The sequence below is a fragment of the Marcopretia estuarina LEGE 06307 genome (assembly GCF_056633115.1).
This window is the reverse complement of the sequence record NZ_JBSJOY010000001.1, coordinates 432,250-458,034: the sequence shown is the minus strand read 5'-3', so window position 1 is coordinate 458,034 and position 25,785 is coordinate 432,250. Positions and strand designations below refer to the sequence as shown.

The 25,785-nt window shown below is 68.0% G+C and carries 30 protein-coding genes; 25 read left to right on the top strand and 5 right to left on the bottom strand.

The genetic code is table 11. From position 1 onward, the window contains the following. Window positions 1–83 precede the first annotated feature (83 nt). The 3 genes from ACWJI3_RS02300 to ACWJI3_RS02290 are packed head-to-tail and all read left to right on the top strand — an operon-like array spanning window position 84 to window position 961. Window positions 84–479 carry a hypothetical protein gene (locus ACWJI3_RS02300; RefSeq protein ID WP_480202711.1) on the top strand — a complete coding sequence of 132 codons (396 nt, stop codon included), beginning with the start codon at window positions 84–86 and terminating at the stop codon, window positions 477–479. A gap of 36 nt (window positions 480–515) precedes the next feature. Continuing rightward, window positions 516–674: a hypothetical protein gene (locus ACWJI3_RS02295; RefSeq protein WP_480202710.1), complete on the top strand. Its 159-nt coding sequence runs from the start codon at window positions 516–518 to the stop codon at window positions 672–674. A 35-nt stretch (window positions 675–709) separates the two neighbouring features. Next, a complete protein-coding gene (locus tag ACWJI3_RS02290; protein WP_480202709.1) occupies window positions 710–961 on the top strand; it encodes a transposase in 252 nt (83 codons plus the stop codon). A gap of 809 nt (window positions 962–1,770) precedes the next feature. Here ACWJI3_RS02290 and ACWJI3_RS02285 read toward each other — a convergent pair. After that, a complete protein-coding gene (locus tag ACWJI3_RS02285) occupies window positions 1,771–2,571 on the bottom strand; it encodes a DUF932 domain-containing protein (RefSeq protein WP_480202708.1) in 801 nt (266 codons plus the stop codon). Here ACWJI3_RS02285 and ACWJI3_RS02280 point away from each other — a divergent pair. Beyond that, window positions 2,561–2,785 carry a glycosyltransferase gene (locus ACWJI3_RS02280; RefSeq protein ID WP_480202707.1) on the top strand — a complete coding sequence of 75 codons (225 nt, stop codon included), beginning with the start codon at window positions 2,561–2,563 and terminating at the stop codon, window positions 2,783–2,785. The genes ACWJI3_RS02285 and ACWJI3_RS02280 overlap by 11 nt on opposite strands. Window positions 2,786–2,921: 136 nt before the next feature. Here the strand turns inward: ACWJI3_RS02280 and ACWJI3_RS02275 are convergent, their stop codons facing one another. Further along, window positions 2,922–3,158: a hypothetical protein gene (locus tag ACWJI3_RS02275; protein WP_094510663.1), complete on the bottom strand. Its 237-nt coding sequence runs from the start codon at window positions 3,156–3,158 to the stop codon at window positions 2,922–2,924. An 89-nt stretch (window positions 3,159–3,247) separates the two neighbouring features. Between ACWJI3_RS02275 and pdeM the strand changes: the two genes are divergently transcribed. After that, complete coding sequence (gene pdeM / locus ACWJI3_RS02270; RefSeq protein ID WP_480202706.1) at window positions 3,248–3,940, top strand: ligase-associated DNA damage response endonuclease PdeM; 693 nt, start codon at window positions 3,248–3,250, stop codon at window positions 3,938–3,940. On the opposite strand, the gene ACWJI3_RS02265 is transcribed toward pdeM, so the two are convergent. Next, entirely contained in the window at window positions 3,897–4,331 is a 435-nt protein-coding gene (locus ACWJI3_RS02265) for a CBS domain-containing protein (RefSeq protein WP_094510782.1), read from the bottom strand. The genes pdeM and ACWJI3_RS02265 overlap by 44 nt on opposite strands. Before the next feature lie 125 nt (window positions 4,332–4,456). Between ACWJI3_RS02265 and ACWJI3_RS02260 the strand changes: the two genes are divergently transcribed. Then, window positions 4,457–5,050, top strand: coding sequence for a CDP-alcohol phosphatidyltransferase family protein (locus ACWJI3_RS02260; RefSeq protein ID WP_480202705.1), 594 nt, complete (start codon window positions 4,457–4,459; stop codon window positions 5,048–5,050). Here the strand turns inward: ACWJI3_RS02260 and ACWJI3_RS02255 are convergent. Further along, on the bottom strand, window positions 5,022–5,939 hold the full coding sequence (locus ACWJI3_RS02255) for an NAD-dependent epimerase/dehydratase family protein (protein ID WP_480202985.1): 918 nt from the start codon (window positions 5,937–5,939) through the stop codon (window positions 5,022–5,024). The two genes, ACWJI3_RS02260 and ACWJI3_RS02255, sit on opposite strands and share 29 nt — an antisense overlap. A 136-nt stretch (window positions 5,940–6,075) precedes the next feature. Here ACWJI3_RS02255 and hisA point away from each other — a divergent pair, with 136 nt between their 5' ends. The 5 genes from hisA (at window position 6,076) to fumC (ending at window position 12,015) form a co-directional block, all read left to right on the top strand. After that, window positions 6,076–6,837 (top strand): 1-(5-phosphoribosyl)-5-[(5-phosphoribosylamino)methylideneamino]imidazole-4-carboxamide isomerase, encoded by a 762-nt coding sequence (gene hisA, locus ACWJI3_RS02250; protein ID WP_480202704.1) that lies wholly within the window; start codon window positions 6,076–6,078, stop codon window positions 6,835–6,837. Window positions 6,838–7,002: 165 nt separating this feature from the next. After that, window positions 7,003–7,365, top strand: coding sequence for a Fur family transcriptional regulator (locus tag ACWJI3_RS02245; protein WP_094510784.1), 363 nt, complete (start codon window positions 7,003–7,005; stop codon window positions 7,363–7,365). Window positions 7,366–8,309: 944 nt separating this feature from the next. Beyond that, window positions 8,310–10,004 (top strand): DUF3685 domain-containing protein, encoded by a 1,695-nt coding sequence (locus ACWJI3_RS02240; protein WP_480202703.1) that lies wholly within the window; start codon window positions 8,310–8,312, stop codon window positions 10,002–10,004. Between the two features lie 38 nt (window positions 10,005–10,042). Beyond that, a complete protein-coding gene (locus ACWJI3_RS02235) occupies window positions 10,043–10,639 on the top strand; it encodes a thylakoid membrane photosystem I accumulation factor (protein ID WP_255099333.1) in 597 nt (198 codons plus the stop codon). After that, the gene (gene fumC, locus ACWJI3_RS02230) at window positions 10,639–12,015 is read left to right on the top strand and encodes a class II fumarate hydratase (protein WP_094510668.1); all 1,377 of its coding nucleotides are present in this window, start codon (window positions 10,639–10,641) and stop codon (window positions 12,013–12,015) included. Before ACWJI3_RS02235 ends, fumC begins: the two co-directional genes overlap by 1 nt. A 5-nt stretch (window positions 12,016–12,020) precedes the next feature. On the opposite strand, the gene ACWJI3_RS02225 is transcribed toward fumC, so the two are convergent. Further along, window positions 12,021–13,403, bottom strand: coding sequence for a PhoH family protein (locus tag ACWJI3_RS02225; RefSeq protein ID WP_480202702.1), 1,383 nt, complete (start codon window positions 13,401–13,403; stop codon window positions 12,021–12,023). Between the two features lie 88 nt (window positions 13,404–13,491). Here ACWJI3_RS02225 and ACWJI3_RS02220 point away from each other — a divergent pair, with 88 nt between their 5' ends. The 14 genes from ACWJI3_RS02220 (at window position 13,492) to ACWJI3_RS02155 (ending at window position 25,766) form a co-directional block, all read left to right on the top strand. Further along, window positions 13,492–14,748 carry a F420-0:Gamma-glutamyl ligase gene (locus ACWJI3_RS02220; protein WP_480202701.1) on the top strand — a complete coding sequence of 419 codons (1,257 nt, stop codon included), beginning with the start codon at window positions 13,492–13,494 and terminating at the stop codon, window positions 14,746–14,748. A gap of 70 nt (window positions 14,749–14,818) precedes the next feature. Further along, complete coding sequence (locus ACWJI3_RS02215; RefSeq protein ID WP_255140830.1) at window positions 14,819–15,967, top strand: hypothetical protein; 1,149 nt, start codon at window positions 14,819–14,821, stop codon at window positions 15,965–15,967. Beyond that, window positions 15,964–16,455, top strand: coding sequence for a Holliday junction resolvase RuvX (gene ruvX, locus ACWJI3_RS02210; protein WP_480202700.1), 492 nt, complete (start codon window positions 15,964–15,966; stop codon window positions 16,453–16,455). Before ACWJI3_RS02215 ends, ruvX begins: the two co-directional genes overlap by 4 nt. A gap of 30 nt (window positions 16,456–16,485) precedes the next feature. Then, window positions 16,486–17,040 (top strand): DUF3727 domain-containing protein, encoded by a 555-nt coding sequence (locus tag ACWJI3_RS02205; protein ID WP_480202699.1) that lies wholly within the window; start codon window positions 16,486–16,488, stop codon window positions 17,038–17,040. Further along, the gene (locus ACWJI3_RS02200; protein WP_094510672.1) at window positions 17,037–17,552 is read left to right on the top strand and encodes a YqeG family HAD IIIA-type phosphatase; all 516 of its coding nucleotides are present in this window, start codon (window positions 17,037–17,039) and stop codon (window positions 17,550–17,552) included. The genes ACWJI3_RS02205 and ACWJI3_RS02200 overlap by 4 nt, the downstream gene beginning before the upstream one ends. Then, the gene (gene proB / locus ACWJI3_RS02195; protein ID WP_480202698.1) at window positions 17,549–18,670 is read left to right on the top strand and encodes a glutamate 5-kinase; all 1,122 of its coding nucleotides are present in this window, start codon (window positions 17,549–17,551) and stop codon (window positions 18,668–18,670) included. Before ACWJI3_RS02200 ends, proB begins: the two co-directional genes overlap by 4 nt. Window positions 18,671–18,717: 47 nt before the next feature. Next, a complete protein-coding gene (lpxD, locus tag ACWJI3_RS02190) occupies window positions 18,718–19,770 on the top strand; it encodes a UDP-3-O-(3-hydroxymyristoyl)glucosamine N-acyltransferase (RefSeq protein ID WP_094510674.1) in 1,053 nt (350 codons plus the stop codon). 90 nt (window positions 19,771–19,860) lie between these two features. Further along, complete coding sequence (leuB, locus tag ACWJI3_RS02185) at window positions 19,861–20,949, top strand: 3-isopropylmalate dehydrogenase (RefSeq protein ID WP_480202697.1); 1,089 nt, start codon at window positions 19,861–19,863, stop codon at window positions 20,947–20,949. Window positions 20,950–20,996: 47 nt separating this feature from the next. After that, window positions 20,997–21,899 (top strand): phosphoribulokinase, encoded by a 903-nt coding sequence (locus ACWJI3_RS02180; protein ID WP_255099343.1) that lies wholly within the window; start codon window positions 20,997–20,999, stop codon window positions 21,897–21,899. 130 nt (window positions 21,900–22,029) lie between these two features. Then, a complete protein-coding gene (locus ACWJI3_RS02175; RefSeq protein WP_094510786.1) occupies window positions 22,030–22,266 on the top strand; it encodes a hypothetical protein in 237 nt (78 codons plus the stop codon). Continuing rightward, window positions 22,263–23,105 carry a prepilin peptidase gene (locus ACWJI3_RS02170; RefSeq protein WP_255099345.1) on the top strand — a complete coding sequence of 281 codons (843 nt, stop codon included), beginning with the start codon at window positions 22,263–22,265 and terminating at the stop codon, window positions 23,103–23,105. The genes ACWJI3_RS02175 and ACWJI3_RS02170 overlap by 4 nt, the downstream gene beginning before the upstream one ends. Window positions 23,106–23,179: 74 nt before the next feature. Beyond that, window positions 23,180–24,055 carry an acetyl-CoA carboxylase, carboxyltransferase subunit beta gene (gene accD, locus ACWJI3_RS02165; RefSeq protein ID WP_094510678.1) on the top strand — a complete coding sequence of 292 codons (876 nt, stop codon included), beginning with the start codon at window positions 23,180–23,182 and terminating at the stop codon, window positions 24,053–24,055. Continuing rightward, window positions 24,055–24,609 (top strand): hypothetical protein, encoded by a 555-nt coding sequence (locus tag ACWJI3_RS02160; protein WP_480202696.1) that lies wholly within the window; start codon window positions 24,055–24,057, stop codon window positions 24,607–24,609. The genes accD and ACWJI3_RS02160 overlap by 1 nt, the downstream gene beginning before the upstream one ends. Next, window positions 24,606–25,766 (top strand): Gfo/Idh/MocA family protein, encoded by a 1,161-nt coding sequence (locus ACWJI3_RS02155; RefSeq protein WP_480202695.1) that lies wholly within the window; start codon window positions 24,606–24,608, stop codon window positions 25,764–25,766. The genes ACWJI3_RS02160 and ACWJI3_RS02155 overlap by 4 nt, the downstream gene beginning before the upstream one ends. Window positions 25,767–25,785: the final 19 nt, after the last annotated feature.

Genomic DNA, 25,785 nt, shown 5'->3' with positions numbered 1-25,785 from the left:
GCCCTCCTCCCGTCGGGCCTCGGCTGGGATCGGTCCCGTCGCTGCGCCATACCTAGCGCCGATCACCATGGTCACGCTCTCTGTTGGCAGCCCTGCTGCTGCCGCTGCCGGAAGAGGATCCGTTTCTGCTGTTGGAGTCCACCCTGCGCACGGTGCAGGAGATCCTGATCAGCCGGCGCGGGCTGCCGCTACGGCGCGTCTGGATCGAGCAGCCCTATGGCGAGGAGGAGATCACCCTGCTGGAGGAGGAGGTGCTGCCGGCCCTGCAGAGCTGTCTGGAGCGCATCGGGGCGATCGATGCGGCGCTCGAGGCGCAGCAGGAGGCTGAGATCGCCCGCATTGAGGTCGAGCGCGCGGGCGCTGGTGCTGGTGCTGGCGCAGGCCTGAGCCAAGCCGCTGTTCACTCAGCTGCGAACACCAGGGTGGTAGGCGGCCACCAGCCGACGCCGCCCTCGTCGCAGCCCAGCTCCATCATCTGATCCTCCAGGCTGCTGCTGGTGTTGAGGCTGAGCACCGTGGCGGTCAGCGTCAGCAGCCTGAACGCCTTGCAACGCCTCGTGATGCTGGTGCTCGTGTTTCAGCTCAGCACGCTCCTGCTGGTGATCGCCGGGCCCGTGCCGTCACGGCCTGAGGTGGACTGGTTTTTCTGGACAGCCCCCAACGTTAACCTCTGAGGTGGGGCATCGCCCCTGAAAGGGGGCTCACAGTGTTGAGCAAGCGCCGTACCTACAGCCCCGAGGTCAAGGCCAGGGTCGCCATGGTGGCGTTCAGTGGCCGCAAGACGATCCAGGAGATCGACGCCCACCGCGTTGTGCACCTGATCCAGGTCAGCCAATGGAAGTGGCAGCTGCTCGACGGAGCCACCGAGCGTTTCACCAGAGGCAAGAAGCCAAATGGCAAGGACGAGGGGCAGGCCAAAGAGGACGAGCTGGTCCAGCAGTACTGCCTTGCAGAAGCCTGACGGCTACGCGCAGCTGCAGATGGAGCTGGAGTTGCTCAAAAATGTCTGAGTTACTCTGATGTTCGTGAACCGCGCAAGCTGGTCGATCCGTTCTCTGAGGCAGTCGCTGCTCACTAGATCGGCTGCAGTAGCCGGTTCCTCTCGGTCGACGACATCACAGGCCACCACTTTATGGCTGCAGACGTCGATCAATAGGTAGAGAACCAGCCACACACCGCACACGGTGGTGATTAAGAGATTTGCCTGTAAATCTGATTATTCCCATTCTTCGTCATCTTCGTTCTCGGGGGTTAGCACCGGCTGTCGGTTCCGGTTTACCGGTGCTCTGAGTGAGCGAGATTCGAATCCAGCTCGATCGATAGCTGCAGCCGTTTGACCGATGGAGTCAAGCAACGCCCCGCTGATAGGAGCTAGCTCCCGACAGAAGGTAGCGATCGTTGTCCAGACGTTGGGTTTGTAGGAAGTCATCGAAATTGTTCGGAACGCTGGGTGTTGATGGTCATGGGTTGGGCGGATTGGGGCTTGTCTCTGTTGTGGAGGCACACTTCCTGGGGGATTCAGCTCTCACAAGGGGTGGAGGCCCAGGAAAGCCCGCAGGGCTTCTTTGATGACGAGCTCGGGGGGAAGCTCCAGCGCCTCCCGGTTCAGCCGAGTCTCCTCAGACGTTATGGCAGCATCAACCCACACCGGTGGTCGTCACAGCGCCACTGGTGTGGACACGACCGGCAAGGAGGTCAGAGCCCTTGCCCTTTCCTTTTCTGGCTTCGCCCTGCCTCAGTCGGTAGGAACCTCCTCTTGGCCGCAGGCCCTCAGCTGCGGGTCGCCGCCAACGCCAGTTCATGGGCCTGGGTGAGGGTGGCAGCGGCTTTGCCGAACCACAGCCCCTCCAGCCGCTGACGGGCGGCTTCGATCGGATCTCTCGAGCGGCCAGCGTCGTGGGAGAGGTATTCGGTCACCGCCTGGTAGGCGCCCCACATCGAGCCCTGCACGCCCGGGATGTCACTGCCGATGGCCTGACCTTCGAACTTGGCAGACAGACCCTCCCAGGCGGGGAGATCCTCCAGCCGCCGGGGCCGGCTGGTCGCCGTATCGCCCCGGCGGTCATTGATCGAGCCCCGCAGCTGATCGGCGAACAGGGTCTCGACATAGCTGCGGAACTGCGCAGCCGTGCAGGGGGCGGCGGCCATCGCCCGCAGTTCGGTCAGCCCTCCAGTGAATTGCTGCCTCTGCAGGTCGATCAGCTCAGGGAGCCGGCTGATCAAGGCATTGGCATTGCGGGTGTGGCGGATGCGGCAGCCCTGCTGGCGCCGGCTACTTGCTGAGGCAAGTCCCAGGGCAGCAGAGAGCGTGTTCTTGCAGACCACCCGGATGGGGGAGAAGAACACAGAGAAAGCGATCGTGCCGTCATGGCTCGTGCAGCCGACCAGGTACTGATTCACCGGATCACCGGGGAGCACCTCCCCTTCTGATTGGCGCACCCTTGCTGTAAAGGTCACCTTGCGGCCGCCGGCCAGGACGCAGACCGCATCCATGACCGCATCGCTATGGAGGGCCTCGGCGACCCGGATCAACTGCTCGTTTTGCACCACCTCATAGGTAGTGGTCCCCACCTACAACGAATCCGCCAACGTCGAAGGCTGCCTGAGAGCGCTGCTGGCGAGCGATCCCCGCTGCAATCACTGGCAGCTGGTGGTGGCCGATGACGACTCAAGCAACGACACCGACAGCAAGGCGGAAGGGGTGATCGCCGCGATCACGCTCGCCTCGATCTGGAAATCCACCACCGGCCGCGGCTGGACCTGGCGGGGACGCTCGCTGGCCTGAGGGAACCCTCAGGCCTTTTCGAGCCGGCGGATGATCATCGACATCAGCGCCAACGAACCGACGAGAGCGACGAGCAGGGCGATGGTCATGACGAATGGGGTGCCGAAGGTGGGTGCAGGTTACGGAGCCGCTGGGGTCAGCCCTGCTCAGACACCGGCGGGACCGGGGCGAGACAGCGATCACGCAGCAGGCGGGCCACCGTGAGGTTGCTCACCGTCATGCTGCTGTCGCGCTCAAGCAGCCATTCGGCCATCTCCATGCGCAGGGCATAGGCCTCTTCGAAGAACTCCAGCCGCTCCAGATCGCGCAGACGACCTTCGATCCACTGGAGGGTTTCTCCAGGGAGCTGGCGCTGGGAACGACGTTGGCTCACGGGGAGTGCCGCCTAGTGAGGGAATCTTGATGGATGGCGAGGGAAACTGGGTATCGGATGGAACACATCTGCAGCACAGCTGCGCACAAATGCCTTTGACGGAACACCTTCCCTTCCTCTGGCGCGGTCACAGGCTCGAGCTGCTGGGGGCGCGGGCGGTGTGGGATCCGACGCAACGTCTGCTGTTGGTGGCGGACCTGCACCTGGGCAAGGCCGAGTCGTTTCAGGCCCATGGCGTGCCGCTGCCCAGCGATGGCGATGCCTCCACCCTCAACGCCCTGATCGCGCTGGCGCACCGCTGGCAGCCGGCTGAGGTGGTGGTGCTGGGTGATTTGATCCACGGCCGGCTCGGCCTCACCGGCGAACTGCGTCAGAAGATCCAGGCCTTGCCGGAGCTGCTCGGTTGCCCGCTCACGCTGATCGCTGGCAACCACGAGCGGGGCAGCTGGCTGGAAGGGCTGGTGCAGCAGCCCAGCAGCCGTCGCGGCCCCCTCTGGCTGAGCCACGGACCGGAACCGCTGCCAGTGGGCGGGGGTGAACTGCTGCAGCTCTGCGGCCACCTGCATCCGGTGGCCACAGTCGGTGACCGCAGCGATCGGTTGCGCCTGCCCTGCTTCGTTCACGACGCGGAGGCTCAGCGCCTGGTGCTGCCCGCCTTCGGCAAGCTCACCGGCGGCCACCCCTGCGAAGACCACCATCAGCGCTGGCTGGTGGCCGACGGCGCGATCGTGGCCTGGCTCAGGCCGCTGCCGCCAGAGCGCGCACCACATCGCCGCGGGTGAGCACACCCACCAGCTTGTCGCCCTCAAGCACGAACAGCCGCTGGGTGCTGCGGTCCTGCAGCAGCCGGGCCGCGTCCGGCAAGGACAGATCGGCACTGCAGGTGTGGGGGTGCGCACCCATCAGTTCACCCACCGTGCTGCCCAGCACCTGGTGCACCTGCCGGTCCCAGTCGAGCGGATTGCGCAGGTAGATCACCGCGTCCAGCAGCATCACATAGGGGCCGGCGTCAAAGCCGCTCTCCTTCACCATCAGGTTCTGTTCGGTGAGCTCCCCCACCAGCGCTCCCGCCGCATCCAGCACCGGCAGTCCGCTGATGTGGTGGTCGCTCAGCAGTTGCACCGCCTGCTGCAGAGGGGTTTCGGGCGTCACGCTCAACACCGGGGTGGTCATGGCCGCCGCCACCCGCAGGGCCGGCTGGGAGTCGAGGGTCATCGGAGCGTTGCGATTGCAATGGTTCTAGGCCAGCGAGGGGTCGGGATCCGCGGCAGCAGACTGGCCCTTCCGGCCTGCCCAGCTTGACGCCGACACCCCAGCACCGCCCCACAGGCCGACAATCCGCCTCGACGTCCCGGCGCCTCGCCGATGGGCTCACGCTGGCGCGGGCCGTGATCGGCTTGCCGCTGCTGCTGCTGCTGGCCGCCGATCAGCAGGGGGCGGCCTGGTTCCTGCTGCTGCTGGGCGGCTTCAGCGACTGGGCCGACGGCGTCCTGGCCCGCCGTGCCGGCGGCGGTTCCGCCTGGGGTGCTCGCCTCGATCCCCTCACCGACAAGATCCTGATCAGTGCACCGCTGCTGTGGCTGGGCGCCGCCGGACGCCTGCCGCTCTGGACGGTGTGGCTGCTGCTGGCGCGCGAGCTGCTGATCTCCGGCTGGCGGGCCGGCCAGGGGGATGGCGGCCCCGCCTCCCGCGCCGGCAAGGCCAAGACGGTGCTGCAGTTCAGCGCGCTGCTGCTGCTGCTCTGGCCCGAACCCTGGGGGCTGGGCCTGGGCCAGGCCGGGTTTGTCGCCGGGCTGCACAGCGCCGGTTGGTGGCTGTTCTGGCCCTCGCTGGCGCTGGCCCTGAGCTCGGCGCTGGGGTATCTCAGCCCAGCAGCGCCGCGTCGCCACTGAAATCCGGCCGGGCGGCGGGACGCAGGGCGTAATCGTTGGTGTAGCTGTCCGCCAGGCCGGCATCGAGATCGAAGGCCGGCGTCCAGGCCAGCTCCCGCTCCAACCGGTGCACATCGGTGAGGAAATGGGCCAGGCGCAGGGGAAAGGCCTTGCGGGCCTTGGGGTCGAGGCTCGAGGGATCGAAACTGCGGATCGTCACCGCTGCCGGATCCTTGCCGCAGGCCCGTGCCGCTGCCGCCACCAGCCCGCGGAAGGTGACGCCCTTGCGGCCCGAGCAGTTGTAGATCCGGTTGGTGGCGGCCTCCACCTCCAGGCAGCGGGCCATGGCCGTGGCCAGGTCACTCACGTGGCCCAGCTGGGTGATGGTGTTGCCGTCGCCGGGCAGGGGGACCGGCTGGTCGTGCATGAGGCGGTCGAAGAACCAGCTCTCCACCGGGTTGTAGTTCCCGGGCCCGTAGATGTAGGTGGGCCGGAAGCTGGTGAAGGGGATGCGCTCGGCCCGCAGCCAGTCTTCGGTGTGGAGCTTGCCGGCATGGCGGCAGGCGGGGTCGGTGGGGGCGGTTTCATCCAGCGGCCACAGCTCACTGTCGGCATAGACGCCGGCCGAGCTCACGTACACGAAGCGATGGGCGGGGGGGCCGGTGCGCTCCACCACCGCCCGGCTGTCGTCGAGGTTGCGGCCGCTGCTGTCGATGATCACGTCGAAGGCACGGCCCCGCAGCGGTTCGAGCGCGGCGGCGTCGCTGCGGTCGCCCACCAGATGCTCCACCCCGGCCGGCACCGGATTGCGGCCGCGGGTGAACAGGGTGAGCGCATGGCCATAGCCCTGCAGCTGGGCCACCAGGGGCTTACCGATGAAGCGGGTGCCACCCATCACCAGGATCTTCACGGAAGCAGCGGCAACGGCGCCGCCATTCAAGCGCTGAGCGGGGCGGGAGCCGCCACCGCATGCACCCCCAGTGGGCAGGTGCTGCCCCACCCCTGCCGGCGAGGATGGGCCACGACCACGGCTCACCCGCTCCGCCATGCAGATCATTCCCGCCATCGACCTGCTCGACGGCCACTGCGTGCGGCTGCACCAGGGCGATTACGACCAGGTCACCCACTTCAACGACGATCCGGTGGCGCAGGCCCTCGACTGGCAGAGCCAGGGGGCCGAGCGGCTGCATCTGGTGGATCTTGATGGCGCCCGCAGTGGTGAACCGGTCAACGATGCGGTGGTGCGCGCGATCACGGCGGCGCTCCGTATCCCGGTGCAGCTGGGCGGCGGTGTACGCACGGCAGAGCGGGCAGAGGCGCTGCTTGCCGCCGGCCTTGAGCGGGTGATCCTGGGCACGGTGGCGATCGAACAGCCGGAGCTGGTGCAGGCGCTGGCGGTCCGCTTCCCCGGCCGGATCGTGGTGGGCATCGATGCCCGAGGCGGCAAGGTGGCCACCCGGGGCTGGCTGGAGGACAGCGCCGTGGAGGCCACGGCGCTCGCGGCCAGCTTCAAAGGCAGCGGTGTGGCGGCAATCGTGAGCACCGACATCGCCACCGATGGCACCCTGGCCGGCCCGAACCTGGAGGCACTGCGCGCGATGGCCGCCGCCAGCCCGGTGCCGGTGATCGCCTCCGGCGGCGTGGGTTCCGTCACCGATCTGCTGGCCTTGCTGGCCCTGGAGCCGCTGGGCGTGGAGGCGGTGATCGTGGGCCGGGCGCTCTACGACGGAGCGATCGACTTTCGTGAAGCCCTGCAGGCCGTGGGACCGGAGCGGTTACAGGATCCGATTCCGCCGAGCGTCTGCTAGGGGCCGATCCCTTACCCCAGGGGCAAACCGATTAAGGTTGAGGTAAAGCATTCGTATCCACGTGTGAAGGCTGCGACTGCCCCACCGCTGACCAACGGGCAGAGCACAGGCCCCACCGCCCTCGCGGGGGTGATCGAGGTGTTCGGGCGCTGCCGCGACCTGGGCATGCGCCTCAGCCGCCAACGCAAGCTTGTGCTGGAACTGCTCTGGCGAGAGCGGCGCCACCTGAGTGCCCGCGACATCTTCGAGCGCCTCAATCAGCAAGGCCGCCGCATCGGCCATACCTCCGTCTATCAGAACCTTGAAGCCCTGCAGAGCGCTGGAGTGATCGAGTGCCTCGACCGCGCCAATGGCCGCCTCTACGGCTACCGCAGCGACCCCCACAGCCATCTCACCTGCCTGGTGAGCGGTGAAATCCAGGACCTTGACGTGGTGCTCCCCGATGACCTGGTCCGCCGCATCGAAGAGCTCACTGGCTACACGATCGAGTCGTACACCCTGCAGCTGGCCGGCCGGCCCCGCCAGTGAGCGCGGTGGAGGGGCTCAGGGGAAAACAGGTGGCGAGAATCAGTGGCATCCAATGCTTTCAATTGACGCGAAATCAATCCAACTGACATCCAATGTCAGCTTGTGACATCACGGGAATTTTCCTCTTTGCTGCAACCTGTGGGGACGACATTCACCGAAGAGGGCCAGAACAACGGGGTCAGCTCGACGAATCTGAACGTGCATCCAGACGCTTCGACTCGACACAGGTGGAATCCATAGCTGTGCGATTCTTCACCGCTGGTGGGAGCCTTTGGAAGTATCGCTTTCTCGCCATCTCACTTTGTCGCTCATGATGAAGAAGGCGTGTGGATCCTTCCGGGGCAATAGTTGCTCCTTCGCGGAAGGTTGAATCGCGAGAGAGCGAATGCGTCAAACGACTTAAGCCAGGACGGACAGACTTCAGGACGAACCAACTCCAGAAACGGCGGATTCCGCAGGCAACCAGAAACGCGGGTTATTGGAGTCGCAGCTCACAGGATTCATAAGCTGGCGAATCCAGATGTCATCCCCATCGAGGAAAGAGCAAAGACCCCTCAGGATTCTCTGCGAGACACAACCCATCCTCCAGCTCTGCAACCAAATCCTGATTCAGGGCGCTGATGGTCTGGTAGTGAAGACATGACTTTCAGGCCAGCCGGCTGTCTTTGGATGGCGCGTGGATGGCGCCGATCCAGCGGGACAGAACCGCTACGGAATGCGGCAAGACAACACCAATGGAGCGCATTCTTGACGGCAAGCCTGAACTCCCAGCCCCCTGCCAGGACCCGTCGCCACCGTTGACCTGGGGATCAGGGAAAAAGCAAGACCTGCACAACGTGATCGGCACAGCCCCAGACCGCATCTGTTCACTTCACTGGCCTCCAATCAAGCTGGAGAATTCGCCGTCAGGTCGTTACCTTGGCTCCAATGAGCGCACGCCCCCAGTGACACCAGCCCCTGAGGACTCTCCAGCCACGGCAACTAACCGTCCCAGGATCCTGCTGTTCGCCGACCCCTTGCTGCGCGATGGCCTCAGCCGCCTGCTGAGTGCCGCGCCCTGTGCCGCCGATGTGTTCACCGATCCGGCCGCCTGCAGCCGTGCGCCCCAGCTGCTGATCTGGAGCGTGAGCGCGCCGGTGCAGCCCGCCAACATGCTGCGAGAGCTGCAGCGATTGGAGGAGCGCTGGCAGCCTGCCCCGCTGCTGTTGCTGCTGCCCGCGCAGCCGGGTTGCTCCAGCGACTGGTTGCTGCAACTGCCCGTGGCCGGCCTTCTGCAGGACCCCGATCCCGACACCTTGCTGGCGGCCGTGAGCACCCTGCTGGCCGGTGGGCGAGTGGTGGAGCTTCAGGGCGACGGGGCTCCTGCCCCAGAGGCCACGCCGCTGATGGGGCCGATCGGGCTGGGGCAATGGCTGCTGCAGAGCGGCCTGCAGCAGATCGATGCGGAGCTGCGCCTCTGCCGTCGCCTGCTCACCCCGCCGCCGGACACCTTCCTGCTGCAGTTGATCCTGGAGGGCCGGTTGCGCGAGCTGGGCGCCGCCCGCTCCTTGCTGCTCTGGCTGTGGGGGCCGCTGGTGCTGGCCTGGGGCGATGCCCAGATCAGCGACGACGGTGGACTGCCCAGCCAGGCTGTCATTGGCGACCTGCCGCAACCTCCGGCCAGCGGCAGCACGGCGATCACCCTGCGGCAACGCACCGCCGAAGGGGTGTGGAGCGCCATCCGCCAGCGGCTCCAGGAGTCCAGCCTGTCGGGGCCGCTCGATCCGCATGCCGGCACCCTGTTCGCGCTGCAGGGGCTCAGCGTGGAGCGGCGCCGCGACCTGCTGCTCGCCCTGCTGGGCCAGCTCGATCAGCTGCTGCTGCGGCTACGTCAGGAACGGCCGGCCACCGACACGCTTGAGGCCCGCTGGCAGGCGCTGCAGCCGGAACTGCGCCGCCATGCCCTGCGGCAGGTGGCCGGGGCCTACGTGCGGCTTCCTCTCGATGGGGTGCTGCTGCCGGTGGCCGACCACCTCAGCAGCACCACCGTGCTCACCAGCGACGACCCGGAACTGCCCGCCTCCCTGCCGATGCTGAATGCGCTGATGGGGGGTCAACCGCTGCTGGTGGACGGCAGCCTGCTGTCTCCCGATGAACCCACTGCCCTGCTGCACCTGGAAGCCCTGGTGAGCAACTGGCTGATCCGCACCGCCGAGCTGATCAGCGCCGAGCTGCTGGCCTGCTGCGGCGACTGGCCGGAACTGAGGCGCTACCTGTTGGTGAATGAGCTGCTGGCCACCCGCAGCCTCGAACGTCTGCGCAACCAGCTCAATGCCCAGCAGCGCTGGAGCAGCTGGTTCGAGCGCCCGATCCAGCTCTATGAGAGCCGGAGGCTGCTGTATCGGTTGGAGGCGGGCAGGATCACGCCGTTGCTGCTCACCGAACCCCGCGACCGGGAGCTGCGGCAGCTGGGCTGGCTGCAGCAGACGGTCACGCTGGCTCTTGAAGCCCGCGATGCCCTGGCACCGCAGCTGCAGGCGTTCCTGCGCCAGCTGGGCGATCTGCTGGTGGTGGTGCTCACCCAGGTGATCGGCCGGGCCATCGGCCTGATCGGCCGGGGCATCCTGCAGGGAATGGGCAAAGGCATCAACCGTCCCTGAGCGGCGGCTGGGCCCTGGTCTTTCGGCTGGGCGTCACAATGACCCCAACCCGCCTCCCGCTTCGGTTGCTGCGCTCTAACGCCTTTCCCTTCCTGATCCGCCGCAGCCTGGCGCTGCTGGTGGCGCTGTTCCTGCTGCTGGCTCCAAGACCGGCTCTGGCCTCGCTCACCACCAACAGCTACGACGGCAACATCTTTGCTCTCTACGCGGGCAATGGCTCGCTGGTGCCACCCCGCAGCACGCTGGCCCAGGCCCGCGCCGACCATCGGCCTGTCGTGCTGGTGTTTTATCTCGATGACAGCGCCGACAGCAAACAGTTCGCGCCGGTGCTCTCGGAGCTGCAGCGCCTGTGGGGCCGCACGGTGGAGCTGATCCCCCTCACCACCGATCCGCTGCAGGGCCTGGCCGATCAGGGTGCTGACGATCCGGTGCACTACTGGAACGGCACCATTCCCCAGGTGGTTGTCTTTGATGGCGATGGCAAGGTGCTGCTCGACGCCAACGGACAGGTGAACACCACCACGATCAGTGCCGTGCTCAGCAAGGCCACCGGGGTGGAACCCGCCGGCGGCGAGCGGGCCACCAGCACCCGCAGCTTCAACGAGCTCAACAGCGAAGTGGTGTCCGGCAGCTGATGGCCACCCGCACCGAAACCGACAGCCTGGGCCCGGTGGAGGTGCCGGCCCAGCACTACTGGGGCGCCCAGACCCAGCGCTCCCTGCATTTCTTCCCCTTCGGTGAGGCGATGCCGCTGCAGCTGGTGCACGCGTTCGGCCAGCTCAAAGCGGCCTGCGCCGAGGTGAACCGCGACATGGGCCGGCTGCCGGCCGAGCTCGCGGAGCTGATCGTGGCAGCGGCCGAAGAGGTGGCCTCAGGAGCGCTCGATCCGGAATTCCCGCTCAAGGTCTGGCAGACCGGCTCCGGCACCCAGACGAACATGAACGTCAATGAGGTGATCGCCAACCGGGCGATCGACGCTGCCGGTGGCACGCTCGGCAGCAAGCGGCCTGTCCATCCGAACGACCACGTCAATCTGAGCCAGTCGAGCAACGACACCTTTCCCGCCGCGATGCACATCGCCGTGGCGATCGAGCTCGAACGGACCCTGCTGCCGGCGGTGGAAGCCCTCGCCGCCACCCTGGCTGCCAAGGCCGAGGCTTACAGCAGCATCATCAAGATCGGCCGCACCCACCTGCAGGATGCGGTGCCGCTCAGCCTGGGCCAGGAATTCAGTGGCTACGTGGCCCAGCTGCAGCTGGCCGCCGCTGGCTTGCGTCTGCTTCTGCCCCAGGTGCTGCAACTGGCGATCGGCGGCACGGCGGTGGGCACCGGCCTCAATGCCCCCAGGGGCTATGGCGAGGCGGTGGCTGCACGGCTGGCGGAACGGATCGGCTTGCCCTTCACCAGCGCCGCCAACAAATTTCAGGCCCTGGCGGGCCATGAACCGCTGGCCGGTGCCCATGGCGCGCTCACGGTGCTGGCGGGCAGCCTGATGAAGATCGCCAACGACATCCGCTGGCTGGCCAGCGGCCCCCGCTGCGGGCTGGGGGAACTGGTGCTGCCGGAGAACGAACCGGGGTCGAGCATCATGCCCGGCAAGGTGAATCCCACCCAGTGCGAGAGCCTCACGATGGTGGCCGTGCAGGTGATGGGCAACAACACGGCCGTGCAGATGGCCGCCAGCCAGGGCAACTTCGAGCTCAACGTGTTCAAGCCGTTGATTGCGCTCAACCTGCTCCAGAGCATCGAATTGCTGGCCGGCGGCTGCCATGCGTTCCGTGAACACTGCATCGAAGGGCTCGAACCCGACCGCGCCCGCATCGAAACCCTGCTGGATCAGAGCCTGATGCTGGTCACCGCGCTGGCTCCGGCGATCGGTTACGACGGTGCCTGCCGCATCGCCCGCCACGCTCATGTGCACCGGCTCAGCTTGCGCGAAGCGGCGCTGGTGCTTGGAGAGATCAGCCCGGAAGCCTTCGACCGCTGCATTGACCCCGCCCAGATGATCTGAGCGGCTCAGAGCAGATTCGCCGCCAGCTCCGCCAGAGCAGAGCGTTCTCCTTTCTGCAGGGTCACGTGGCCGGCCAGCTGCTGTCCCTTGAACTTCTCCACCAGCCAGGTGAGCCCGTTGCTGTCAGCATCCACGTAGGGATTATCGATCTGGTAGGGATCACCGGTGAACACGATCTTGGTGCCTTCGCCCACCCGGGTCACAATCGTTTTCACCTCATGGGGGGTGAGGTTCTGGGCTTCATCCACCACCATGAACTGGTTGGGAATCGAGCGGCCGCGGATGTAGCTGATCGCCTCCACTTCCAGCAGGCCCATGCTCTTGAGATCCAGCCAGTTGTTGCGCGGGCCCCGGGCGCCACGGGCCGGTGCCTGGCCGGGGTCGTCGCTGCCGAGCAGATAGTCGAGGTTGTCCACGATCGGTTGCATCCACGGGCCCATCTTTTCCTGCAGGTCTCCGGGCAGAAAGCCGATGTCCTTGCCGAGGGGGATCACGGGCCTCGTCACCAGCAGGCGCTGGTAGGTGTGGTCATCGGCCACCTGATGCAGACCGGCCGCCAGGGCCAGCAGGGTCTTGCCGGTGCCGGCCTTGCCCACCAGCGTCACCAGCTGGATCGAGGCATCGAGCAACAGATCGAGCGCGAAGGTCTGCTCCCGGTTGCGCGCCGACACCCGGCCCAGCTTGGCGCGGGACACCTTGGCCAGAGGCCGCAGCTGGGCGGCAGCGGAGCAGTAGCGCGCCAGCAGGGTGTGGCCGGGCTGGGCCGCATCCACGAGGGTCACGCCCTCGTTGGCCTGCAGCGGGGGAGCCTCGGGCGGCGGCGGAGGCAGTTCGGCAACGGCCAGGCTGCCCTCGCGCTGCAACTGCTCCATCTGGGTGGCGTTCACCCACCACTCGGCGGTGCCGGGGTAGAGATCGGCGATCGCCACCTTGTCACTGGTGTAGTCCTGAGCGATCAGGCCCACCGCATCGGCCTTGATGCGCAGGTTGGTGTCCTTGGTCACCAGGATCACGGGCGGCTGGCTGCCCATCACGCCCTGCAGGCGCTGCTCCAGCGCCACCGCCAGGATGTTGTTGTCCCCGTTGCCCGATTTGAGTTCCGGCGGCAACTGGCTGAGTGTTTCGCTACGGCAGAACACCACCTTCAGCTGGCCGTGGGCGATCGGGTCGATCTCCACCCCCTCCGCCAGGTTGCCCTTTTCACGCAGCCCGTCGAGCAGGCGCGACACTTGACGGGCATTGCGGCCCTTCTCGCTGCTGTCGCGTTTGAAGCGATCGATCTCCTCGACCACCTCAATCGGAATCACGACGTTGTTGTCCTCGAAGCGCACCAGCGCCCGCGGGTCGTGCAGCAGAACGTTCGTATCGAGAACGAAGGTCTTCTTCATGGCGTGCCGGCGTGCTGCCGCCCAGAAAGCTAGGGCGGTGCTGAGGCCACCATCTACGCTCCCGCTGTTTCGCCGCCCGCAGCACTCCGTGGCCCCATTGCCCGCTCCTCTGTGCCTGGCCCTGATCGCCGCTCTTGGCTTCGGCGCCCTGCTGCTGTGGCTGGAGCTGCGCCACCGGCTGCGGCCCGCTTCACCGCTGCGGCTGGATTCCCATGACTGGACGGTGCAGGAGCACGCAGCCGCCACCACCGGAGCGGCCCCTGCGGCGGTCGCGGGGGCCATCACCGTGGAAGGCGTGCTGCGCCTCAGCAACCCCCATGCCCGCATGGAGGTGATGGTGCCGGAAGTGGAGCTGCGGCCCACCCTGCTGGGCAAGGGCGACCTGAGCGGGGTCACCGTCACGGCCCGCCTCACCGCCGCCCATCCCGATGAGGACACCCGCGCCGATGGCTACTGGGCGGCCTACATCGTCAAAGGGAACAAGCAGACGGAGGCCCGCGTCTCGCTCACGATCGCCGCGCCGGCCGGCCGGCCGTCTGATGGCGCCGCCGGGCAGCAGCCGATCAATCCCCTTGCCCTGATCGACACCCTCTGGCTCGAGGTGTTGTGGATCAACTACGGCCCCTTTGGACGGCTGCAACGCCGTGACGGTCTGCTGATACCCCTGCGCAAGCCCGAGCCCCTGCAACCCGCCACCGCCCGCTGGCGAGCAGGGGAAGCCTGTCAGGTGCTGCCGCTGCCCACCCATCTGCTCGGCGTGCTGGATGATCCCGCCGACGTTCTGCGCCGCTACGCCGCTGCCGTGCTGCAACCCGGCGACATCCTCACGATCGGCGAAACACCGCTGGCGGTGATGCAGGGCCGCTACCAGCACCCGGCCATGGTGGAGCCATCGGCCCTCGCCCGCCTGCTCTGCCGGGTGTTCCATCCCACCAGCAGCCTGGCCACCGCCTGCGGCCTGCAGACCCTGATCGACGACGTGGGCCCGGCGCGGGTGCTGTGCGCCTGGCTGGCGGGCACCCTGATGAAACTGGTGGGCAGCCGCGGCGGCTTCTACCGCCTGGCGGGAGAGCAGGCACGCCTGATCGATGACATCACCGGCACCACCCCCCCCTACGACCAGACGATCGTGTTGGGCCCGGCCCAACCCGAGCGCAGCTGCCGTGAACTGGCCAGGCAACTGGGCGTGCCGGTGGCGGTGGTGGATGTGAATGATCTGGGCCGGGTGAAGGTGCTGGCCGCCAGCGAAGGCTGCGATGAGGGCCTGCTGCAGCGGGCATTGCGGCCCAATCCGGCCGGCAATGCCAACGAGCGCACGCCTCTGGTGGTGGTCCGCCCCGCCTGACCCTCACGCGCTGGCGCCCCTCCGGCCAGCCGGTCCAGAACCGATACAGTCGGGTCACGACTGAAGTCACGTGCGGCACCCCATCCCCCTACGCCCCTCGGGAGGTGACCCGCTCGCCGCGCCGGGGGAGCTGCGGATCGAGCCGTTGCAGGGCTGGTCGTTGCCGCTGCTGAACGATGCCGCCTTCGCTGATCTGCAGCCGCTCTTGCAGCGCTCCCTTCTGCTGCGTCAGCCGGAGCGCCTGCTGAGTGCCCTGGTGCAGCGCCCGCCCCTGGTTCCTGAGGTTCTGGTGGCCTACGAGACAGCCGATTGCATGCTGGGGGTGAGCGTGGTGCGACGCCTCAACCGGAGTGGCAGCTGCTGGGGTGTGGAGGCGTTGCGGGTGGCACGCACCGCCCTGCAGCGGCCAGGCAGCCTCAGCGGCCAGGAGATCCAGGCGGGCCTGCTGCGCGAGGCGCTGCACCGCTGCAGCGGTGCCGCCAGCTGGATCGCCCGCTGTGACAGCACCGACACCGACCGGCTGGCACTGCTGCGGGAGCAGGGCTTTCAGCCCCTGCGGCACGAGGTCTCCTGGCTGTGGAACGCCCCGGCAGAGCCGGGCCCGGCTCTGCCGCCCCCTGGCGACCTGCAACTGCGGCCCCTGAATCGGCGCACCGCTGGCCTGATGCTGCACCTGGAGCAGGCGGCCTGCCCGGCGCTGCTGCGCCAGCTGCTTGACCGCCGGGTGGAGGATCTGCTCGACCAGAGCAGCGGCCCCAGTGCGCTCTGGCTCGACCCCAGCCGCCAGCAGGCAGTAGCGGGCGTGCGCCGGCTGCATCACCAGGGCCATGGCCCGGTGGATGTGCAGCTCACGGTGCATCCCGGTTGGTCGCGGCTGCACGGCCCGGCGCTGGAGCACCTGCTGATCCAGGCGGTGGCCAGCGATCCGGTGGTGCGCCTCTGCAGTGATGCCGGCGATGCGGAGCGCTGCGCCTGGTTGCGCAGCATCGGCGCCAGCCTGGAAGGCGAGCGGCTGCTGATGGCGCGCAGCGTCTGGCGCCGCCACGAGCAGGCCAGCAGCCGCGCCGCCAACTGGCGCCTCGACACCGTGCTCGAGCCGTTCAAACCGCGCCGTCGCACGGTGCCCACCCCTGCAGGACCGTCGGCGCTCACGCCCGCCGCACGCCCAACGCGGGCACTGGTGAGTGCCTCCTCCAGTGCGCTGTCCACCCTCCGGTGAGCGCCACCCCCGGCACGCGGCAACAACGCCAACCCCCACAGCCCCGCTCCGTGCTGGCGCTGGATGTGGGGCGGCGCCGCATCGGCCTGGCCGGTTGCGATCCGCTCGGGCTCACGGTCACCCCACTGCCGGCACTGGCGCGCGGGGCCTACGCCCACGACCTGGAAACCCTGCGCGCCCTCAGCGCCAGCCGGCGGGTGCAGGCGCTGGTGGTGGGCCTGCCGCTCGACAGCCACCAGCAGCCCACGCCCCAGGCGGCCCACTGCCGCCGCTACGGCGAACGGCTGGCCCGCCACCTGAGCCTGCCGCTGGCCTGGGTGGATGAGCACGCGAGCAGCTGGGAGGCGGGCGAGCGCCACCGCCTGCACGGTGACCGCAGCGGCGCGCTCGACAGTGCCGCAGCGGCGCTGCTGCTGGAGCAATGGTTGCGGGAAGGTGACGAGCCGGTGACCTTGGCGACCCCCCTGCGGACAGCAGGCCGGCGCTGAGACATTCTGAGAGGGTCTGACTCCCCCTCCATGAGTGCCGAAGGCCCCTCGATCACAGGATCCGGTGACGTGCCCACGGTTCTCGTCCGTGACGACCACGACCGCCAGCTGCTCTGCTTCCTCGAACAACTGATCCCGCTTGATGGGCACGATTACGCCCTGCTCACGCCGGTCGATACCCCGGTGTGCCTGTTCCGCCTGCAGGGCGACGACGAACCGGAGCCGATCGAAACCCTCGATGCCACCGAACCGATCCTGTCGGTGGCCGATGTGGTGCTGCAGGAGCACGACCTCACCCTGGTGCGTTCCGCCGTCACGCTCACGGTGAGCGGTGAGCTGGAGGAGCCCGATCCGGAGGATCTCGACGACGAGGACGGCGACGAAGACGACGACACCGACACCTACGAGCTGCTCGTCAGCTTCATGGTCGAAGACCAGGAGTACGGCCTGTACATTCCGCTCGACCCCTTCTTCGTGGTGGCCCGCATGCACAACGGCGAAGCAGTGCTGGTGGAAGGCGAGGAATTCGACCGCGTGCAGCCGCGAATCGAGGCTGAACTCGACGAAAGGGAGAGCGCTGGGTGACCTCCCGCCACCTGCTGCAACCCGACTGGGAGCTGCAAACCAGCCTGGCCGGCCTGCCGCTGGAGCGGCTGATCGCCCAGAACATCAAGGCGCTGGTGCTGGATGTGGATCGCACCCTCATCCCGCGCCGGCAGTCGCAGCTGCCGCCTGCCGTTGAGCAGTGGCTGATTCAAGCCAAGCCGCACCTGCGCATTCATCTGTTCAGCAACAACCCGTCCCGGCGCCGCATCGGAGCGGTGGCGGATCAGCTTGACCTCCCCTACACCGTGTCAGCGGGCAAGCCGCGCCGCAGCACCCTGCGGCGGGTGCTGGCTGAGCTGAATCTGCCGGCGCGGCAGGTGGCCGTGGTGGGGGATCGCCTGTTCACCGATGTGCTGGTCGGCAACAGGCTCGGCCTGTTCACGGTGTTGGCCAAGCCGGTGGATGTGCACGGGCTGCCCTGCCGCGTCGACCATCTGCAACGGCTGGAGGTGCGGCTGGCGCGGCTGGCGGGAGCGGACCTGAAGGGATGACGCGACGTGTGATCAAGGTGGGCACCAGCCTGCTGCGGGGCTCGGCGGATCGCGACACCGCCTGTGTGATCGCCGATCTGGCGGCCAGCCTCAGCCAGCAACGTCGCCGGGGCGATCAGGTGACCCTGGTGACCAGCGGCGCCGTGGGCCTGGGCTGCCACGCCCTGCAGCTGGAAAAGCGCCCCACCGAAGTGGTGGCGCTGCAGGCGGCGGCGGCGGTGGGGCAGGGCCAGCTGATGGGGCTTTACGCCGAAGCCTTCGCCAGCCACGGCGTGCGTGTGGCGCAGGTGCTGCTCACCCGCGGCGACCTGGCCTCGCGTCGCCGCTACCAGAACGCCTGCCGCACCCTGGAACACCTGCTGGGTTGGGGCGTGATTCCGATCGTCAACGAAAACGACACCCTGGCCACCGACGAACTGCGCTTCGGCGACAACGACACCCTCTCGGCGCTGGTGGCGGTGGCGATCGGCGCCGAGGAACTGGTGCTGCTCACCGATGTCGACCGGCTCTATTCCGGCGATCCCCGCAGCGATGCCACAGTCGAGCCGATCGAGGAGGTGCGTGACCTCCAGGAGCTGGCCCGGCTCAGCAGCGTGGCCAGCGGGGGCGGGCGCTGGGGAACCGGCGGCATGACCACCAAGCTCACTGCCGCCCGCATCGCCACCTCCAGCGGGGTGCGCGTGCGGCTGGCGGACGGCCGCGACCCGCGCGTGCTGGAGGCCCTGGTGGCAGGCGAGAAAGTGGGAACGGTGTTTCAGCCCAGCTCCAGACCCCTGGCCGACCGCAAGGGCTGGATGGCCCATGCCCTGCTGCCCAAAGGGGATCTGGTGATCGATGCAGGGGCGCAGAAGGCGCTGGTGGAGCGGGGCGCGTCCCTGCTGGCGGTGGGCATCCGCGCCGTGGAGGGCCGCTTCGGCCGCCAGGACGCGGTGCGGCTGGTGTCGTTGCAGGGAGAGGAGATCGGCCGGGGCCTCTGCGCCCTGAGCAGCGAGGAGGTGCGGCAGGTGCTGGGCCTCAGCAGCAGCGAGGTGCAGCGGGAGCTGCAGCAACCGGCAGGAGCGGCGGTGGTGCACCGCGACCATCTGGTGCTCACGGCCCTGGCAGCCGCCGGCGACTGACCGCAGGGCAGGCCTACGATCCGGCCTCAGTTCGCAGCTCCGGCAGCATGCGCTTCAGCACCCTGCTGCTCCAGCTCGCCCAGCGGGGCCTGCTCAACGACTCCGCACCGCGGCATCTGGCAGGCGACCCCGAACTGAGCGGGGCAGCCGCCGTGGATCAGGCCGCTGCCGGCCAGCTGTCCTTTCTTGAGCCCGGCCACCAGCTCAGTGCCGCCCTGGCCACCTGCCACGCCTCGGCGCTGCTGCTGCCGCTGGACCCGGAACTGCAGCAGTTGGCGCAGGAACGGGGCATGGCCTGGGTGGCCCTGAAGGATCCGCGGCTCGGGTTCGCTGAGGCCCTGGCGGCACTGCACCCGCCCCGGCACTGGCCCGCCGGCATTCACCCGTCGGCGGTGATCGATCCGAGCGCCAGCGTCGGCACCGGCGTGCACATCGCCGCCCATGTGGTGGTGGGGGCCGACTGCCTCGTGGGTGAAGGCTGCGTGCTCCATGCCGGCGTGGTGCTTTACCCCGACGTGCACCTGGCCGAGGGCTGTGAGCTGCATGCCAATGCGGTGCTCCATCCCGGCAGCCGTCTGGCGCGCGGCTGTGTGGTGCACTCCAACGCCGTGATCGGTTCGGAGGGGTTTGGCTTCGTGCCCACCGCCAATGGCTGGCGCAAGATGCCCCAGACCGGCCTGGTGGTGCTGGAGGAGCAGGTGGAGGTGGGCTGCGGCACCACGATCGATCGCCCATCGGTGGGGGAGACACGCATCGGCGCCGGCACCAAGATCGACAACCTCGTGCAGATCGGCCACGGCGTCGTCACCGGCCGGGGTTGTGCGTTGGCCGCCCAGGTGGGCATCGCTGGTGGCGCCCGTCTCGGCAACGGTGTGATCCTGGCGGGCCAGGTGGGTGTGGCCAACCGCACCACGATCGGGGATCGGGCGATCGCCTCGTCCAAGTCGGGCCTGCACGGCGACATCGCCGCCGGCGAGGTGGTGAGCGGCTATCCGGCGATCCCGAACCGCCTGTGGCTGCGCTGCTCGGCCGCCTTCAGCAAGTTGCCGGAGCTGGCCCGCAGCGTGCGCCAGCTCAAGGCCGCCGCCGGCGACCCCTGAGGACTGTGCGGGTGGGTCTATGGCTGTGCGTGTGGATCAGCGCCTGAGCCGGTAATCTCGCCAGTTGCCCCCGCCGCCTCGGCTGAACGCATGACCACGTACCGGATCACCCTCCTGCCCGGCGACGGCATCGGTCCGGAGATCACGGCGGTGGCCAGGCGGCTGCTGGAGGCAGTGAGCGCCAGCCACGGTTTTTCCCTCAGCTTCGACGAACAGCCGGTGGGAGGAGCGGCAATCGATGCCTGCGGCGTGCCGTTGCCGGAGCACACACTCGAGGCCTGCCGCCAGAGCGATGCGGTGCTGCTGGCGGCGATCGGTGGTCCCCGCTACGACGGCCTGCCGCGCGAACAGCGCCCGGAAAGTGGCCTGCTGGCCCTCAGGGCCGGCCTCGGCCTGTTCGCCAACCTGCGCCCGGTGAAGATCATTCCGGCCCTGGCGGGCGCCAGCAGCCTCAAGCCTGAGGTGATCGAGGGCGTCGACCTGATGGTGGTGCGCGAGCTCACCGGCGGCGTCTACTTCGGCACCCCGAAAGGCCGGGTGGAGGCCGGTGGGCATGTGCGTGCCTTCAACACCATGGCCTACAGCGACTACGAAATCGATCGCATCGCCAAGGTGGCCTTCCAGCTGGCGACGGAACGTCGCGGACGGCTGTGTTCGGTCGACAAGGCCAACGTGCTCGATGTGAGCCAGCTCTGGCGCGACCGGGTCACGGCGATGGCCGCCGACTATCCGGCGGTGGAGCTCAGCCACCTCTACGTCGACAACGCCGCCATGCAGCTGGTGCGCTGGCCCAAGCAGTTCGATGTGCTGCTCACCAGCAACCTCTTCGGCGACATCCTCAGCGACGAAGCCGCCATGCTCACCGGCAGTATCGGCATGCTGCCGTCTGCCTCCCTGGGCAGCGACGGGCCGGGCCTGTTCGAGCCGGTGCACGGCTCAGCACCCGACATCGCCGGCCAGGATGTGGCCAATCCGATGGCGATGGTGCTCTCGGCCGCCATGCTGCTGCGGGTGGGTCTGCAGCGGCCTGAAGCCGCCGACGCCCTGGAGCGGGCCGTCGACCAGGTGCTGGCGGCGGGCTGCCGCACCGCTGACCTGATCGGTGAGGCCGACCTCGCCACTGGCTGCACGCGGCTGGGTTGCGCCGCGATCGGTGAGCGGCTGCTGGAAGCCCTCTGACCGGCGACCTGCCAAACTCACAGCCTCGTTTCTCCCCCGCTGCACCGATGTCCAAACGTCACCCGGTCGTGGCTGTCACCGGTTCCTCGGGCGCAGGCACCAGCACGGTCAAGCGCGCCTTCGAGCACATCTTCCAGCGGGAGGGCATCCAGCCGGTGGTGGTGGAGGGCGACAGCTTCCACCGCTTCGAGCGCGGCCCGATGAAGGAGGAGATGGCGAAGGCCCAGGCCAACGGCATCAACTTCTCCCACTTCGGTCCGGAAGCCAACCTCTTCGATCAACTCGAGGATCTGTTCCGGGCCTACGGCGAAACCGGCAGCGGCAAGAAGCGCTACTACCTGCACTCGGTCGAAGAGGCCGCCGAGCACAACGCCCGGCTTGGCACCCAGCTCGATCCCGGTCAGTTCACACCCTGGGAAGAGATCCCCACCGGCACCGATCTGCTCTTCTACGAAGGCCTGCACGGCGGCGTGGAGGGCGACGGCTACGACGTGGCCTCCCTGGTCGACCTGCTGATCGGCGTGGTGCCGATCGCCAACCTGGAATGGATCCAGAAGATCAGCCGTGACAACGCCGAGCGGGGCTACTCCGCCGAAACGATCGTGGACACGATTCTGCGGCGCATGCCCGACTACATCAACCACATCTGCCCCCAGTTCAGCCGCACGGACATCAACTTCCAGCGGGTGCCCACTGTGGACACCTCCAACCCATTCATCTGCCGCAACATCCCCACCCCTGACGAGAGCTTCGTGATCATTCACTTCCGCAAAGGGGCGCGGGAGAAGTGGGGGATCGATTTCTCCTACCTGCTGCGCATGATCAACGGCTCCTTCATGTCGAGCCCCACGAGCATCGTGGTGAACGGCGGCAAGATGGGCTTCGCGATGGAGCTGATCCTCACCCCGATCATCCACCGGCTGATCGAGGATAAGAAGAGCCTCTTCTGACCGATTAAGCTGCGCCCAAAGGTCGCGCCGGGGGAGGACGATTTCCATCGCCACACCTCCTGATTCTTCATCCGGTTCCGTCCCCCCGTCGTTCGTGATTCGGGGGGCCGCCGGCGCGGCCAACCATTCCATGCGCTGGGATCGGATCAACAGCGGCGATGTGCTTCGACGGGCCCGTCAGGTGTACTACCACTACTGCGAACATGTCCCCGGCGGTAGTGAACCGCTGGGGATCGTGCTGCAGGAAGCCACTGATCAGGGCCGGGTGGTGTTCGAAGCCCCGGTGCTGTTGCCGGAGGAGCGGTTCATTCCGCTGGAGATGATTGGCGGGCGGGGCGCACGCTCCCGCAACAACCGACGTCCATGACCCCCATCAGCCTCGAACCGATCGCCGTGCTGGCAGCCGTGCTTGGCGCCTGCGTCGGCAGTTTCCTGAACGTGGTGGCCTGGCGCCTGCCGCGCCGCGAATCGATCCTTTCGCCCCCCAGCCACTGCCCCCACTGCGGCACCACGCTGGCCTGGTATGAAAACCTGCCGGTGCTGGGCTGGCTGTGGCTGCGGGGCCGCTGCAACCACTGCCACGCACCGATCTCTCCCCGTTACCCGCTGGTGGAGCTGCTCACCGCCGGGCTGTGGGTGGCCGTCGTGCTGGCCAGCCCTTCCGCCATGGGCGCGCCGCCGCTCTGGTTGCTGATGATTGCCGGCTGGGCGCTGATCAGCCTGCTGGTTCCGTTGGTGCTGATCGATGCCGATCAGCTGTGGCTGCCTGAACCGCTCTGCCGCTGGGGCCTGGTGGGGGGTCTGGTGGTCACCGCGCTGCTGGGGATCAGCCAGTCGGAGGCGATCGCCCGCCAGCTGCTGGTCAACCACCTGCTCGCCGCCGCCGTGGGGCTGCTGGTGTTTGAAGGGCTCAGCGCCCTGGGCGAGAAGCTGCTGGGCCGCCCCGCCCTCGGTCTGGGCGATGCCAAGCTCACGGCCCTGCTGGGGGCCTGGCTCGGGCTGCAGGGCATGGGCCTGGCGGTGGCCCTGGCCGTGCTGGGTGGCGCGGCACTGGGCTCGATCGGCCGCCTCACCGGCCGCCTGGGCCCGCATCAGCCCTTTCCATTCGGCCCCTTTCTGGCTTTCGGCGGCATCGCCGTGTGGCTTGCAGGCGAAGGCTGGTGGTTGCGCTGGTTCGGCGGCTGGCTGGGCTACCAGAGCCTCTGAGCGGCTTGCAGCGGCATGGCGCCGGCAGCGGCAGCTTTTAATGGTGATCCGTTCTTGCGCCTGTCGCCTCTCCCGTGTCGCTGTTCGACTGGTTCGCCGATCGCCGCAAGGCTGCACCGGTGGTGCGCGCCCCCCAAGAACTCGACGAGGGCGACGGGCTCTGGAGCAAGTGCCCGGAATGCGGCCTGGTGGTCTACCGGAAAGACCTGATCGCCAATGCCAGCGTCTGCAGCGGCTGCGGACACCATCTGCGCATCGACAGTGAAGCCCGCCTGCGGCTGATCGCCGATGAGGGCACGTTCCAGCCGCTCGATACCGATCTTTCCCCCACCGATCCGCTCGCCTTTAAAGACAGGCGCAGCTATGCCGATCGCCTGCGCGACACCCAGAGCAGCACCGGTCTGCGCGATGCGGTGATCACCGGCCTCTGCCGGATCGAGGGCATGCCCCTGGCGCTGGGCGTGATGGATTTCCGCTTCATGGGCGGCTCCATGGGTTCGGTGGTGGGCGAGAAGCTCACCCGCATGATCGAAACCGCCACCTTCCGCCGCTATCCGGTGTTGATCGTGTGCGCGTCTGGCGGGGCCCGCATGCAGGAAGGCATGCTGAGCCTGATGCAGATGGCCAAGATTTCCGGCGCCCTGCAGCGGCACCGCCAGGAGGAGCTGCTCTACATCCCCCTGCTCACCCACCCCACCACCGGTGGCGTCACCGCCAGCTTCGCGATGCTGGGCGACCTGATCCTGGCCGAACCGAAGGCCCTGATCGGCTTCGCCGGACGCCGGGTGATCGAGCAGACCCTGCGCGAGAAGCTGCCGGAAGGCTTCCAGACGGCTGAGTATCTGCAGGATCACGGCTTCGTCGACCTGATCGTGCCCCGCACCCGCTTCCGCTCCACCTTCGCGAGCCTGCTGCGGCTTCATGGCGTCACCCCCGCCGTAGCCGCTTGATGGGCTGGCTCACCAAGCAGCTCTTGCTGCCGCTTTTGCAGCGCTGGTCGCCCCAGCTCGCCGCCCGCCGTTTCTGGTCGTTGGCCCGGGCGATGGTTTCCGGTTGCAGGCTCCAGGGCTTCATCGTGGCCGCCGCGCTGTTGCTCGCGCTGCTCCCCGCGCTGCTGCTGCCGGCTCCTGGCTTGTCGGGCGGTGCGGCCCTGGCCGGCCCGGTCAGCTGGAAGGAGGTGCCTGCCACAGCGGAAGGGCGCCAGTGGTGGGATGAGGGCAGCCTGAGGCTGAGCCGTGAGGGCTGGCTCTCCGTGCTGAGCCGCTTTCAACCGGCGCCGCCCCCGGAAACAGACGACTCCGGTAACGCCACCAGGGCCAAGGCACGCCCCGGTCAGCTGTATGTGATGGACCTGGACTGCGGCCAGCGGCTTTATCGCGACACCTCCGTCAATGGCTTGCCCCGCTTCGGCGCCGACTGGCAACCCACCGGCGGGGATGCCCTGATCAGCGCGGTGCTGGAAGAAGCCTGCGCCGCCGGCGCCCCCCTGTTGGCCCTCCGATGACACTGCTCGAAGCAGCGCCCCTACGGGTAGCGGTGGCTGGCCTGGGATTCGGAGAAAAGGTGCACCTGCCGGCCCTGCGCGCCAGTGGCAGCACCGAACCTGTGGCGCTCTGGCACCCTCGACACGAGCGGGTTCAGCAGGCCGCCAGCGCCGCCTCCCTGCCTGGCTTCACAAACTTCGAGGCCCTGCTGGCGGAACCCGGCATCGAGGCGTTGGTGATCGCCACGCCGCCCGCCCCACGCTTCGCCCTGGCGAAAGCCGCCCTCGACGCCGGCAAGCACCTGCTGCTCGAGAAACCCGTGGGCGTTTCGGCGGAGCAGGTGGAGGAATTGCAGCGGTTGGCAATCAGCCGGGGGCTGCAGGTGGCGGTCAACTTCGAATACCGGGCGGTGCCGGTGTTTCAGCAACTGGCGGCCCTGCTGGCGGCTGGGGTGATCGGCGATCCCTGGCTGGTGAAACTCGACTGGCTGATGAGCAGTCGCGCCGATGCTTCCCGACCCTGGAACTGGTACGCCCAACGCAGCGAAGGTGGCGGTGTGCTGGGCGCCCTGGGCACCCACGCCTTCGACATGTTGCACTGGCTGATCGGCCCCACCCGGGAGCTGCAGGGCACACTCTCCACCGCCATCGACGCCCGCCCGCTGGCCGATGGCAGCGGGCGACTGGCTGCCGTGGATGCGGAGGACATCGCCCTGCTGCAGCTGGGACTCGATGCGGGCCTCGCTTCAGGCTTCGGCACAGGAAGCGCTGCTGGCAGTGGTGCTGGAAGCCAGCGGCTGGTGCCGGCCCAGGTGAGCCTGGCGGCAGTGGCCCGCCAGGGGCGCGGCTGCTGGCTCGAGTTGTACGGCAGCGAAGGCACGTTGGTGCTGGGCAGCGACAACCAGAGCGACTATGTGCATGGCTTCCACCTCTGGCGGGCAGGGCGAGGCGAAGCGTTGCAACCGGTACCGGTGGACCCTGCTCTGGCCTTTGCCCGCACCTGGGCCGATGGGCGAATTGCCCCGGTGGCGCGCCTGCACCGCTGGTGGGCCGAAAGCGTGCGCACCGGTCAGCCGATGGTGCCGGGTCTCAGCGAGGGCTTCCGCAGCCAGCTCTGCTGCGATCTGGCCATCGCCGCCGCCGACACCGGCCTGCGCCAGGACCTGCCGGTGGGTTGAGAGCGATCAGCATCGCCTA

Coding starts and splice junctions, on each gene's coding strand:
- pdeM (WP_480202706.1), top strand. CDS start 3,248: ATGCCTTTGACGGAACACCTTCCCTTCCTCTGGCGCGGTCACAGGCTC.
- ACWJI3_RS02265 (WP_094510782.1), bottom strand. CDS start 4,331: ATGACCACCCCGGTGTTGAGCGTGACGCCCGAAACCCCTCTGCAGCAG.
- hisA (WP_480202704.1), top strand. CDS start 6,076: ATGCAGATCATTCCCGCCATCGACCTGCTCGACGGCCACTGCGTGCGG.
- ACWJI3_RS02245 (WP_094510784.1), top strand. CDS start 7,003: ATGCGCCTCAGCCGCCAACGCAAGCTTGTGCTGGAACTGCTCTGGCGA.
- ACWJI3_RS02235 (WP_255099333.1), top strand. CDS start 10,043: ATGACCCCAACCCGCCTCCCGCTTCGGTTGCTGCGCTCTAACGCCTTT.
- fumC (WP_094510668.1), top strand. CDS start 10,639: ATGGCCACCCGCACCGAAACCGACAGCCTGGGCCCGGTGGAGGTGCCG.
- ACWJI3_RS02225 (WP_480202702.1), bottom strand. CDS start 13,403: ATGAAGAAGACCTTCGTTCTCGATACGAACGTTCTGCTGCACGACCCG.
- ACWJI3_RS02205 (WP_480202699.1), top strand. CDS start 16,486: ATGAGTGCCGAAGGCCCCTCGATCACAGGATCCGGTGACGTGCCCACG.
- proB (WP_480202698.1), top strand. CDS start 17,549: ATGACGCGACGTGTGATCAAGGTGGGCACCAGCCTGCTGCGGGGCTCG.
- lpxD (WP_094510674.1), top strand. CDS start 18,718: ATGCGCTTCAGCACCCTGCTGCTCCAGCTCGCCCAGCGGGGCCTGCTC.
- leuB (WP_480202697.1), top strand. CDS start 19,861: ATGACCACGTACCGGATCACCCTCCTGCCCGGCGACGGCATCGGTCCG.
- ACWJI3_RS02180 (WP_255099343.1), top strand. CDS start 20,997: ATGTCCAAACGTCACCCGGTCGTGGCTGTCACCGGTTCCTCGGGCGCA.
- ACWJI3_RS02175 (WP_094510786.1), top strand. CDS start 22,030: ATGCGCTGGGATCGGATCAACAGCGGCGATGTGCTTCGACGGGCCCGT.
- ACWJI3_RS02170 (WP_255099345.1), top strand. CDS start 22,263: ATGACCCCCATCAGCCTCGAACCGATCGCCGTGCTGGCAGCCGTGCTT.
- ACWJI3_RS02160 (WP_480202696.1), top strand. CDS start 24,055: ATGGGCTGGCTCACCAAGCAGCTCTTGCTGCCGCTTTTGCAGCGCTGG.
- ACWJI3_RS02155 (WP_480202695.1), top strand. CDS start 24,606: ATGACACTGCTCGAAGCAGCGCCCCTACGGGTAGCGGTGGCTGGCCTG.